At 40.9% G+C, this 12,134-nt stretch carries 10 protein-coding genes; 3 read left to right on the forward strand and 7 right to left on the reverse strand.

Going from position 1 to position 12,134, the window contains the following annotated elements; all coding sequences use genetic code 11:
• The 7 genes from J582_RS18085 to J582_RS18115 all read right to left on the reverse strand — a co-directional run bounded on the left by J582_RS18085 (position 1) and on the right by J582_RS18115 (position 7,456).
• The gene (locus J582_RS18085; RefSeq protein WP_000614440.1) at positions 1 to 765 is read right to left on the reverse strand and encodes an ABC transporter ATP-binding protein; all 765 of its coding nucleotides are present in this window, start codon (positions 763 to 765) and stop codon (positions 1 to 3) included.
• Positions 762 to 1,772, reverse strand: coding sequence for a FecCD family ABC transporter permease (locus J582_RS18090; RefSeq protein ID WP_080746826.1), 1,011 nt, complete (start codon positions 1,770 to 1,772; stop codon positions 762 to 764). Before J582_RS18090 ends, J582_RS18085 begins: the two co-directional genes overlap by 4 nt.
• A gap of 2 nt (positions 1,773 to 1,774) precedes the next feature.
• Positions 1,775 to 2,794 (reverse strand): ABC transporter substrate-binding protein, encoded by a 1,020-nt coding sequence (locus tag J582_RS18095; protein ID WP_032048339.1) that lies wholly within the window; start codon positions 2,792 to 2,794, stop codon positions 1,775 to 1,777.
• 262 nt (positions 2,795 to 3,056) lie between these two features.
• Entirely contained in the window at positions 3,057 to 3,929 is an 873-nt protein-coding gene (locus J582_RS18100; protein ID WP_032048340.1) for an NAD(P)-dependent oxidoreductase, read from the reverse strand.
• Positions 3,929 to 5,305, reverse strand: a complete 1,377-nt coding sequence (locus J582_RS18105) for an MFS transporter (RefSeq protein WP_032048342.1) — start codon at positions 5,303 to 5,305, stop codon at positions 3,929 to 3,931. The genes J582_RS18100 and J582_RS18105 overlap by 1 nt, the downstream gene beginning before the upstream one ends.
• Before the next feature lie 33 nt (positions 5,306 to 5,338).
• On the reverse strand, positions 5,339 to 6,310 hold the full coding sequence (gene denD / locus J582_RS18110; RefSeq protein WP_032048343.1) for a D-erythronate dehydrogenase: 972 nt from the start codon (positions 6,308 to 6,310) through the stop codon (positions 5,339 to 5,341).
• Positions 6,311 to 6,520: 210 nt separating this feature from the next.
• Positions 6,521 to 7,456, reverse strand: coding sequence for a LysR family transcriptional regulator (locus J582_RS18115; protein WP_000774594.1), 936 nt, complete (start codon positions 7,454 to 7,456; stop codon positions 6,521 to 6,523).
• Between the two features lie 111 nt (positions 7,457 to 7,567).
• Between J582_RS18115 and J582_RS18120 the strand changes: the two genes are divergently transcribed.
• The 3 genes from J582_RS18120 to J582_RS18130 all read left to right on the forward strand — a co-directional run.
• Positions 7,568 to 8,743 (forward strand): fumarylacetoacetate hydrolase family protein, encoded by a 1,176-nt coding sequence (locus J582_RS18120; RefSeq protein WP_032048345.1) that lies wholly within the window; start codon positions 7,568 to 7,570, stop codon positions 8,741 to 8,743.
• Positions 8,744 to 8,830: 87 nt separating this feature from the next.
• The gene (locus tag J582_RS18125; protein ID WP_032048346.1) at positions 8,831 to 10,618 is read left to right on the forward strand and encodes an IlvD/Edd family dehydratase; all 1,788 of its coding nucleotides are present in this window, start codon (positions 8,831 to 8,833) and stop codon (positions 10,616 to 10,618) included.
• Positions 10,619 to 10,634: 16 nt separating this feature from the next.
• Positions 10,635 to 12,134: aldehyde dehydrogenase (NADP(+)) (locus tag J582_RS18130; RefSeq protein WP_032048347.1), on the forward strand; the 1,500-nt coding region annotated here is incomplete at its 3' end.

Below are 12,134 nucleotides of genomic sequence, written 5' to 3' on the forward strand. Positions count from 1 at the left end.
TTACAGCCAAGAATGATCAGGAATCACAATGGTTTTGTCTTGAATCATGGCTTCATGGAACTCAACATCGTAGACACTTTTTAAAAACTTCGGATCGGTTATTCTTGTTTTTGACTCAGGCTTAACCACCTCATGTTGGCGCATAAAAAATAAATGATCCGCAAATAAAAAAGCTAAATTGGGATCATGCATAATCGCAATCACCGTAAAATTTTGCCGCGATAACTGACGTAACTTTTTCATTAAATAAGACTGGTAATAAACATCGAGATGATTGGTTGGCTCATCGAGCAAAATGACTTTCGGTGCTTGCACTAAAATACGCGCAATCATAACCAATTGCCGTTCACCACCCGATAACTCGGTATAAGGACGGTCACGCAAATGCTCAATATCTAAATCAAGTAAAGCTTGATCTACACGTTCCCAGTCTGATTTTGAAGGTCTATATCTGCTAAAAGCAGCACGCCCCGTAATCACCACATCTTTAACCAAAAATGGAAATACGGTTTTATGAAACTGTGGTAAAAAACCGAGTAATGCAGCACGATCTTTCCCTTTAAAGTCCGATAGTGGTTTTCCAGAGTAACGAATCAAGCCATCTTTTACGGGTTCTAGGCCCGCCATCAATTTAAACAGTGTCGATTTACCACAACCATTACGCCCTAAAATCACTGAAAACTGATTTTCAGGAAACTCTAGATGAATATTTTTAAGAACCTGTTTGTGCCCATAGGCATAATTTAACTGATCAATTTGAATCATGCCCAATGAGTCCTCTGTGTTTTCATTAATAATAAGAAAAATGGTGCGCCAAGTAGCATAGTAAAAATACCAATCGGTATTTCAAATGTCAGTAAAACCCGAGAAAAGTTATCAATCAACAGTAGAAAACTGCCGCCCAACACCATATTGGCAGGAATACTGTAGCGATGATCTGGCCCAACCAACATTCTCACAATATGTGGCATAAACAGCCCATATAAACTAATAATACCTGCCGCAGCCACAGAAGTTGACGTACATACAGTCACCAGCGCAATTAAAAGAAGTTGTTCCCACCTTGGGTTAACACCCACCGCCTGTGCTTCTTCAGCACCAAGTGCCATTAAGTTTAAGCGCCAACGCATCGCAAATAATCCGGCAAGACCAATACAAATCGGAAGCACGGCGTATTGAACCTTTTGCCAAGAAGCCTGATGTAAGTTGCCCATCGTCCATTGCACGATCGCTTGTAGTTTAAATGGATCGCTTAGGTATTGAATAACCGTAAGTCCTGCTAAAAACAGTCCCGAAACAATCATACCCGATAAAATTACCATCACTAAAGACGTCTGGCTTTCATGTTTTTGATGTGCAAATAAATACGTTAAGGCAACAGCACAAACACCAAAAATAAAGGCTGATAGGTTTGGTGAAAGCCAACTTAAAGAAAGTGCCAAGGCTGCACCGAACGCAGCGCCAGATGAAATACCAAGTACATAAGAATCAACCAATGGATTACGAAACAAGGCCTGCAAGCCATTACCTGCGGTTGCCAATGCAGCTCCCACCATAAAGGTCAGTAAAATTCTAGGCAGCCTGACATTTACTAAAATGTTTTGCATCAGCCTAAATTGTTCCGCATCAAAATATGGTGTACCAAAGACTGCTTGTACTCCCCACCGCAGATAATCCCATGCACTTAATGTTTGCGTTGGCCCAATAAGCAAAGAGATAAAAATCATGAAGAAAGGTAACGGGTAAAACCAATAATATTTCAGCTTTTCCATATTCATGACACCAACGCTTTGGCAAGTTGCTCACCATACAACTTGGTTAAAATACGCTGTTGTAAAGCACTTACAGGTAAGTCGGACTGTTCAGGATAAATACTGTGATTTAGATAAATCGCCGTAATAATAATTTTGATGGTGTGTGGGTTATATATAAATGCAGGACTCAAATTAAATACCTTTCGGTTTTGTACGGCGCTTAAACCTTGTAATTCTTTTCGTTCATAAATCAGTTTAGGATTGGTATTCCAAAGCACAATATTGTCAGGGTTCCATTCAATTAAAGTCTCGGGATTTACGTTGGGCTGGTTAGCAGCAGTCTGAACAATGTTGTAAGCACCAGCCAGCTCAATAAAATCATTGGTAATCGACTCCCGTCCCGAGGTAGAAAAAATTCGCCCTCCTGACCATGCATAGTAAATCGATTGTTTATTTTGCTGACGTGCAGTTTTGGCTGCGACTTCTGCCACAATTTCATCAGAGAAACTTAAAATTTCTTGAGCGCGCTTTTGGGCACCACTAAGAACGGCAATTTCAGATAGCTCTTCTTTCACTTGTTTGTAGGTGCCTGACTCCATTACATATACAGCGATACCAAACTGCCGTAACAGTTCAATCGTTTGGGTTTGCCCACTTCCCAAAATGACCAAATCTGGTTTTAGCAACACCAGACTTTCAATATTGGTTGCATTGGCTCCTTGCGAAGGTGCTGCAAGCTGCTTATTGGCAATACGTTGATCTATTTTTGAATAGGCATTAAATAATAAAGGTTGAATGTATACTTCGGCCGGTATACCAATTACTTTGTCGCCTTGCCCTAGCATATAGAGGCCATCTAAACCCGACTCAAACAGAGAAACGATTCTTTGCGCTGGTTTAGCTACACAGACTTTAGTATTTGTACTATCAAAAACACATATTGAATGGGAAGTTGAGTTTTCTTGAGTTTTTCTATTTTGCTCAGATGAAGAGCATCCACATAGAATGAGTAAAGTGAGTATGGGAGCCAACAACCTCATGATGGCCCCAAATGCACAAACATAGTGCAAAATAAAAAGATGTGTTTATTTAGTGCATTTTTCATGTAAAAAAAACACCATAAGTGAGCAAGACTGTTTGAATGATCATTAATACGTTAGAAAATTAAAAGTTGTGAAGAAGATAATTATGATTAAGCAATAAAAATGCCAGCACTACAAATGAGTTTAAATATGCAGCAGAACGAATCTGCTGCTTTTTTATAAATAAATTAAAATATACCGATCTTAAGTAAAGCAATAATTACACATGATTCATGCGTTCTAATTCACGAATTAAGCCAGAATGATCAAGCTCACCGTCTCCAGCAGCAAGCATATTTTCGAATAATTGGCTGACTTTTTGGGCAATAGGTAAATTCAACTCAAGCGATTTCGCATAGCTAACGGCTGTATGAATATCTTTATGCTGGTTTCGAGCTGTACCTCCCGGTTTAAAATTTCTACTTAGCATACGCTCGCCATGTTGCTGTAAAATTGGAGAATCTGCAAAACCGCCTGTGAGTGCCTGTTTGAGCTTAATAGGATCGGCTCCTGCTTTAGTCGCAAGCAATAACCCCTCGCTTACAGTTGCAATGGTGGTTGCTACTATCATTTGATTTACCAGTTTTGCCAGCATTCCGCAGCCAGCCCCACCTACTAAAATTGGTCGGCCCATTGCACTTAAAATAGTTTCAGCATGTGAAAATGTTTTAGCTTCACCACCTACCATAATAGCAAGACTTGCATTTTGAGCACCTTTTTCACCGCCAGAAACAGGTGCATCCAAATATCTAAGTCCTTTTTCTTTACATTTTTCACTTTGTGTTTTTGCAACTTCAACCGGTATTGAACTCATCACAATGACCGTGCTTTCAGGTTTTAGCTGTGAAATTGCACCATTTTCTTGAAATAAAATTTCATTACAGGTTTTTCCATCACTGAGCATACAAATCAGAAACTCTACATCTTTTCCGACTTGTGCAAGTTCACTACAAACATGTGCACCCGCTTCTTTTAAACTTTCTGCTTTAGATGAAGTTCGATTCCAGACCTTAACTTGATGGCCAGCTTTTAATAAATTCATGGCCATTGGCATTCCCATAATGCCAGTTCCAACAAAACCAATTCGAGCCATTATTTCATCTCCGTAGCAGTCCGAACTTTAAGTCGCTGTTGTTCTACTTTTAGGCTATCAGACTTTAACTTTGCCAAAAGCAGTAACCCCAAACCGCCCATGGCAACAAATCCGGCAATGGCAAGGAACGCTACTGTATAGGTGCCCGTGGTGGTATATAAATAGCCTGTTAAATATGGACCAGTAAAACCACTTAAATTACCTACAGAGTTAATTAAGCCAATACCGGCTGCAGCGCCCACTCCTGTTAGAGTCTGCCCAGGGATAGTCCAGAAGATATTAATCGCACTAAATACACCGATTGCGAGCAGAATAAAGCCCACAATAATTGCCCACGGTTGATTCATAATTAAAGCAATCGCAATTGCGAAAGCCGCCATAAGTGCAGCACAAGCACCGTGTTTATAACGTTCTTGTTTACGGTCAGAACGGCGGCTCCATAAAACCATTCCAACCGCCGCAAATGCATATGGAATAGCGGTGAGTAAGCCATTTTGGATAAGGCTGATTTGCATACCAAAGGTATTACGGAACGACTCTAAAACACTTGGCAAGAAGAAGAACATCGCATTTGAACCAGACGTAATTCCAAAATAAACAATTGCCATAATCCACACTAAAGGATTTTTAAACACTTGTTTAATGAGTTCACCTTTTGTTAAAGCAGCATCGGCAGATTGCTGTTTTTCTCGTTCTTCACGCTCTAGCGTATTCATGAGCCATTGACGCTGCTCAGCTGTTAACCACTGTGCTTCTTTTGGGTTATTGGTTAAATATTTTAGGCAAACCAGTCCTAAAATAATGGAAGGAATCCCTTCTAAAATATACATCAAACGCCAGCCTTCATAGCCAATGGTATTACCCCATTGCATAAGACCGACCGAAATTGGTGCTCCTATAATTTGAGCAATTGGTAACCCTAAATAGAAGGTAGCGAAGACACGGGCACGATATTTAGCAGGAAACCATAAGGTTAAATAAAAAATAACCCCCGGAAAGAAACCCGCTTCTGCAATACCCAGTAAAAACCGTAAAATAATAAATTGAGTCCCACTATGGATAAATCCCATAAGTCCGGCAATAATTCCCCAAGTAATCATGATTCGGGCAATCCAGATCCGTGCACCAAACCGATGAAGTAAAACATTACTCGGTACTTCTGCAATAAAGTAACCCAAGAAAAATACACCCGCACCTAAGCCAAAAATAGTTTGGGTAATTCCAATTGCATCATTCATATGTAGCGCAGCAAAACCAATATTGGTTCTATCTAGAAAGGCCATAATGAATAAAATAATAAGAAACGGGATAATTCGACTCGAAATACGCTTAATTGTCTGCTCTTCGAGAGCAGTGACATTTTTGATATCTTCCATAATAACTCTCACATGAATTGGCGATCACTGCCATTAATTTTGGGTATCTTCTATATGTGCATGAATGATGCTTTCAAAATTCTCATCTGCTTGGAAACCTAAAGATTCGGCATATTCGGCTTTCACTTGAACCGGCCAACTTTGAACAATCCTTTGAACCGTTTTATCTTCTTGCCACTGCACTAAATCAGTTGCTTGTTTACCGGCAACTTTTTCAAGAGCCTCAAGCATTTGCTTAACGGTAACGGTCAATCCCGGTAAGGGAATAATTCGGTTATCTTGGAGTGTCTCTGAAGAAATTGACGCAGCCTTAATCATTGACTCAACACAGCGTCTTGGTGAAGTAATGAAAACCGGAGTATCTGGTGGGACTGGACAAACAGCCGTTTCACCTTTTAAAGGCTCGCGGATAATTGAACTAAAAAATGTAGATGCGGCTTTATTAGGCTTACCCGGACGAACCACAATTGTCGGTAATCTTAAAACACGGCCATCAATAAAGCCTTTACGCGAATAATCTGAAATGAGCAATTCTCCTACTGCTTTTTGCATACCGTAAGAGGACTTTGGTGTAACCACCGTATCATCTGTTACAACTTCTGGTAATTGACCACCAAATACAGCGCAGCCACTCGCAAAAATGACTCGAGGCATTGTTTGTTTTTTTCTTAATTCTTCTAATAAATTTAAAAGGCCATAAAGGTTTACATCCATTCCCAAGTCAAAATCAGCCTCTGCTGCCGAACTCACCACAGCAGCCAAGTGCCAAACAACATCAATATTTTCTGTGATGTTTGCGACTGTGGTTTTGTCGGTAATATCCCCTACAATCACCTCAATCTTAGGGTCTTGCGGTAAATCATCACCAGCAAATGCATCAAACAAAATAATTTTATCGATAGGCTTAGCTTGATTACCGTCTAAAGTTAGGCTTCCGGTTTTTAAAATCTCTTTGGCAATTTGCTTTCCAATAAAACCCGTGCCACCAGTAATTAACACATTCATACAGGGATCCTTTCCTAATTCTTATTCACTTAAAGATTTTTAATCATCATGAATTAAACGATAAGGAGTCCCTGCAATAATTTCCAATGAATAATTTCTAAATATTGATAACTTTTTAATATCAGTTTTATGATAAAACATTAGCTAAATTAAGTAAGCTTTCTTTTAATTTAAAAGCCCCAAGTCTTCTATGACTTGAGGCTGAGGACTTTACTTACGTTTTGCATTTTTAAGTAAAATATTAATAAATGCTGCGGCTATATCAGACACTGGTTCATCTTTACGTGTCAAAATTCCATAATCTTGAGCATCTAAAATCAGGTCTGTTTCTAAAATCTGTAGTTGTCCTTCTTTCACCTGATCAATTACCATTGCTTCTGGCAACATGCCCACCATAGGTGCGCCTTTTAAGATCTGTAAAAAGGTCTGCATCGACATGGTATTTACCGTATTTAAAGGAATTTTGACTTTAGCTCGGGCGAATGCACCTTCCATACGCTCCCGAATGGGTGTGCCTTTAGGATAAAGTACCCACGGCCATTTTAATAATTCTTCTAATGTACAAAACTTTTTCTGGGCACATGGGTGCGCATTATTGACAACAATACAGAACGGCTCTGGGCCTAACGGCTGGAAATCGAAAAACTGGCTTTGCGTTACATCTGTAAAACGACCTATGGCTAAATCTAGAGTATGTTCACTCAACATTTCCATTAAATGGTCACTGGTCTGTTCAACAACATCAATAGAAAGTAGCGGCCATTGTTTCTTAATTTCGATAATTGAGTTTGGAATTACCACTGCGGTTGCTGCAAATATTCCCCCTACTTTTAAAAACCCATGTCCACCCAACCGTAAAATCTCGATGTCTTCGACAAAATGTTTTGCGTCATTCAAAACCCGCTGTGCATAACGAATGACATGTTCACCCAATGCGGTTACGGGCATATTTCGGGGCAGTCGCTCAAAGACCTGAAACCCAAGAAGGCCCTCAATTTCCTTTAGCATTTTACTTACAGCGGGTTGACTTAAATTCATCTGCTCGGCAGCCAAATGCATGTTATTGGTTCGAGCTAACGTCTCTAACAAAACCAAGTGCTTGAATTTAAGCCAGTTATTTAAACTTGAGTAAGTCAAATCTGCCATTTTTAAAATTCCTTTTTGATAACCACAAGTTATTAATAATTAAATTATTACGATTGGTGTTTATTAAATAAGAAACATATCATGATTTCAAATAAAAGAAGGAAGCTTTAAATGAACTTTACGTTAAATTCCCAGAACTCATTACCAGATGATGCAACTCAAGGATGCTTAATTGGCCGCGCGTGGATTCCAAGTCAAATTTCGGGGCCATCCCCTATTATTTTAAGAGGCAATCAAGTTTTTGATATCTCGGAAAAATTTCATACTATTTCCGAATTACTTGAAAGCGCTGATCCTTTAAAAGCTTTATCTGAAATTGAAGGAAGACGAGTTGGTTCAATTGATGGGTTATTTGCCAATACTGTCGCCGAGCCAGATACCAACAAGGCATACTTTTTAGCCCCAATTGATTTACAAGTAATTAAAGCAGCAGGTGTTACCTTTGCTGCAAGCATGTTAGAACGTGTGATTGAAGAACAAGCCGGTGGCGATGCACAAAAAGCTCAATCGATTCGTGAAGTTGTACAAGGCGTAATTGGTGATAATTTAAAAACAATCGAACCCCGTTCTGAAAAAGCGCTACAGCTCAAAGAATATTTAATCGAACAAAAAATGTGGTCTCAATATCTTGAGGTGGGTATTGGTACCGACGCCGAGATTTTTACTAAAGCACCTGTTTTAGCAGCGGTGGGAACTGGTCAAAATATTGGTATTCACCCAAAGTCTGAGTGGAATAATCCAGAACCGGAAGTCGTATTAGTTGCCAATAGCCAAGGTAAAATTTTAGGCGCGACTTTAGGTAATGATGTGAATTTACGGGACTTTGAGGGTCGTAGCGCCCTCTTGTTAAGTAAAGCGAAAGATAACAACGCATCTTGTGCGATTGGTCCATTTATTCGCCTTTTTGACCATACTTTTACTTTAAATGATATTCGTACTTGTGATGTTGAACTGCAAATTCAAGGCACCGATAACTTTGTGTTAAATGGTGTGAGTTCTATGTCGCAAATTAGCCGAGATCCTGAAGATTTAATTCAACAAACTCTTAATGAAAACCATCAATATCCAGACGGTTTTGTTTTGTTCTTGGGTACTTTATTTGCACCTACTCAAGATCGAGAACAAGCTGGGGCTGGCTTTACCCATAAAGTCGGAGATGTCGTCCGTATTCATTCACCTAAACTTGGTACTTTGTACAACACGGTTATGACCAGTGATAAAGCAACACCGTGGAATTTTGGAATAAATGCTTTGATGCGTAATTTGAAGCAGCGTGAATTACTATAATTTTCACGTATTATCGATCGATTGAATTGGAAGATTCATCTCGTAAATAAACTAAATTTCAAAAAGTATGAGTGAAAGGATCAAAAAATGAATGATCAAAATAAACGGATTTTTTTACGTAGCCAAGAATGGTTTGATGATCCTGAACATGCCGACATGACCGCTTTATATGTTGAGCGTTACATGAATTATGGCTTGACCCGTGCCGAGTTACAATCAGGTCGCCCAATTATTGGAATTGCACAAACCGGTAGTGATTTGACCCCATGTAACCGTCATCACAAAGAACTTGCTGAACGCGTTAAAGCGGGTATACGAGACGCAGGGGGTATTCCAATGGAATTCCCCGTCCACCCGATTGCAGAACAAACCCGTCGTCCAACTGCTGCACTTGACCGCAACTTAGCCTATTTAGGTTTGGTTGAAATCTTGCATGGTTATCCGCTTGATGGTGTAGTACTGACCACTGGCTGTGACAAAACTACTCCTGCATGTTTAATGGCAGCAGCCACAACAGATATACCTGCAATTGTGTTGTCTGGTGGGCCAATGCTGGATGGTCATTTTAAAGGTGAGTTAATTGGTTCCGGCACTGTGCTTTGGCATGCGCGCAATTTACTTGCGACTGGTGAAATTGACTATGAAGGGTTCATGGAAATGACCACTTCTGCTTCACCTTCGGTCGGACATTGCAACACTATGGGCACAGCACTTTCCATGAATGCTTTGGCAGAAGCATTGGGTATGTCTTTACCGACATGTGCAAGTATTCCCGCTCCTTACCGCGAACGTGGGCAAATGGCCTATATGACCGGCAAAAGAATATGTGAAATGGTTTTAGAAGAGTTACGTCCTTCTAAAATTATGACCAAACAATCTTTTGAAAATGCAATTGCTGTAGCCTCAGCTTTAGGTGCATCGAGTAACTGCCCTCCTCACCTCATTGCAATTGCCCGTCATATGGATATTGAGCTAAGTTTAGAAGACTGGCAACGTGTGGGTGAAAATATTCCGCTTATTGTGAACTGTATGCCGGCGGGTAAATATTTGGGTGAAGGTTTTCACCGTGCGGGTGGTGTTCCTGCCGTTTTACACGAATTACAAAAAGCTGGTGTATTACACGAAGATTGTGCATCGGTTAGCGGTAAAACAATTGGGGAAATTGCCAAAAATGCAAAAACCTCAAATGCAGATGTCATTTTCCCTTATGAACAACCTCTTAAACATGGTGCCGGTTTCATTGTGCTCAGTGGCAACTTCTTTGACAGCGCCATTATGAAAATGTCTGTAGTGGGCGAAGCATTTAAAAAAACCTATTTATCAGATCCAAACAATGAAAATAGCTTCGAAGCACGCGCAATCGTTTTTGAAGGTCCCGAAGACTATCACGCACGTATCAATGACCCTGCCTTAAACATTGATGAACATTGTATTTTAGTCATTCGTGGCGCAGGTACAGTGGGTTATCCGGGCAGTGCTGAAGTCGTCAATATGGCTCCACCAGCAGAGTTAATTAAAAAAGGGATTGATTCACTGCCTTGCTTAGGAGATGGCCGCCAAAGTGGAACTTCTGCCAGCCCATCTATTCTCAATATGTCACCCGAAGCGGCTGTAGGCGGTGGAATTGCCTTACTTAAAACCAATGACCGTTTGCGGATTGATCTAAATAAACGTTCAGTCAACGTACTCATTTCTGACGAAGAGTTAGAACAACGCCGCCGTGAATGGAAGCCAACGGTCTTTGCCTCTCAAACACCTTGGCAAGAAATGTATCGCAACATGGTAGGTCAATTATCGACTGGTGGTTGTTTGGAACCTGCAACTTTATATATGCGAGTCGTAAACCAAGACAACCTTCCAAGACACTCTCATTAATTTCAGGATATTTGTTATGACCATTATCGGACACAACTTTATTGGCGGTTCACGTAGCGCACAAAGTACAAGCTTATTGAAAAGTGTAAATGCAACAACTGGTGAAACTTTGCCTTATGAGTTTCACCATGCAACCGAGCAAGAGGTTAATCAGGCCTGTGAAGCTGCCAGTCAAGCGTTTAAGACTTACCGTCATACGTCTCCTGAACAGCGTGCTGTTTTTCTAGAAAATATTGCCGATGAACTTGATGCATTGGGTACAGATTTTCTTGAAATCGTTTCACAGGAAACCGCTTTGCCACTTGCACGCTTACAAGGTGAACGTGCCCGTACCAGTGGGCAAATGCGCCTGTTTGCCAAAGTGTTACGCCGTGGTGACTTTTTAGGTGCCCGTATTGATACCGCTTTACCTGAGCGTCAGCCTTTACCTCGCCCAGACCTGCGCCAGATTAAAATCGGTGTTGGCCCTGTGGCAGTTTTTGGGGCAAGTAACTTTCCTTTAGCATTCTCAACTGCGGGTGGTGACACTGCTTCGGCACTAGCGGCTGGATGTTCGGTGATAGTAAAAGCCCATAGTGGACATATGGCCACAGCAGACTTTGTAGCACAGGCTATTGAACGTGCCGTAGAAAAATCAAATATGCCTAAAGGTGTATTTAACATGATTTATGGTAATGGCGTAGGTGAACCACTGATTAAGCATCCTTTAATTCAGGCTGTGGGTTTTACAGGTTCATTGCGTGGTGGTCGCGCTTTATGTGACATGGCCGCAGCCCGTCCACAACTGATTCCTGTATTTGCTGAAATGAGCAGTATTAACCCGATGTTGATGTTGCCTGAAGCCTTAAAAAACCGTGGTGACAAAATTGCACAGGACTTGGCAGATTCAGTGGTTCTAGGCTGTGGTCAGTTCTGTACCAATCCGGGTTTAATCTTGGGTATTAAATCGGTCGAATTTAGCCAGCTCATTAGCAACCTAACCGACATTATGTGGGCTAAGCCTGCACAAACTATGCTCAATGCCGGAACCTTAAAAAGTTATACCGCTGGTCTTGAGCACTTAACCCAGCATCAAGGCATTAAGCATTTGGCAGGTCAAACTCAACAAGGCAATCAGGCTCAGCCGCAACTGTTTAAAGCTGATGTTGAGCTTTTACTGGCGGGTGACCAGCTTTTACAGGAAGAAATTTTTGGGCCAACCACAGTCATTATTGAAGTTGAAGATAAAGCCCAACTCATTCAGGCGCTACAAAGCATGAATGGTCAACTGACTGCGACTTTAATTGCCGATGAAGCTGACTTAACCGAGTTTGCAGATGTAGTGCCAGTTTTAGAGGAAAAAGCCGGTCGATTACTCATAAATGGCTACCCAACGGGTGTAGAAGTGTGTGATGCGATGGTACACGGCGGGCCATACCCAGCCACTTCAGATGCAAGAGGCACCTCAGTTGGAACCTTGGCCATTGACCGTTACTTAAGACCTGTGTGTTACCAAAACTATCCGCAAAGTTTATTG

The organism is Acinetobacter sp. 1566109 (genome assembly GCF_000582255.1).
Lineage (GTDB): Bacteria > Pseudomonadota > Gammaproteobacteria > Pseudomonadales > Moraxellaceae > Acinetobacter > Acinetobacter nosocomialis.

Coding starts and splice junctions, on each gene's coding strand:
- J582_RS18085 (WP_000614440.1), bottom strand. CDS start 765: ATGATTCAAATTGATCAGTTAAATTATGCCTATGGGCACAAACAGGTT.
- J582_RS18090 (WP_080746826.1), bottom strand. CDS start 1,772: ATGGAAAAGCTGAAATATTATTGGTTTTACCCGTTACCTTTCTTCATG.
- J582_RS18095 (WP_032048339.1), bottom strand. CDS start 2,794: ATGAGGTTGTTGGCTCCCATACTCACTTTACTCATTCTATGTGGATGC.
- J582_RS18100 (WP_032048340.1), bottom strand. CDS start 3,929: ATGGCTCGAATTGGTTTTGTTGGAACTGGCATTATGGGAATGCCAATG.
- J582_RS18105 (WP_032048342.1), bottom strand. CDS start 5,305: ATGGAAGATATCAAAAATGTCACTGCTCTCGAAGAGCAGACAATTAAG.
- denD (WP_032048343.1), bottom strand. CDS start 6,310: ATGAATGTGTTAATTACTGGTGGCACGGGTTTTATTGGAAAGCAAATT.
- J582_RS18115 (WP_000774594.1), bottom strand. CDS start 7,456: ATGGCAGATTTGACTTACTCAAGTTTAAATAACTGGCTTAAATTCAAG.
- J582_RS18120 (WP_032048345.1), top strand. CDS start 7,568: ATGAACTTTACGTTAAATTCCCAGAACTCATTACCAGATGATGCAACT.
- J582_RS18125 (WP_032048346.1), top strand. CDS start 8,831: ATGAATGATCAAAATAAACGGATTTTTTTACGTAGCCAAGAATGGTTT.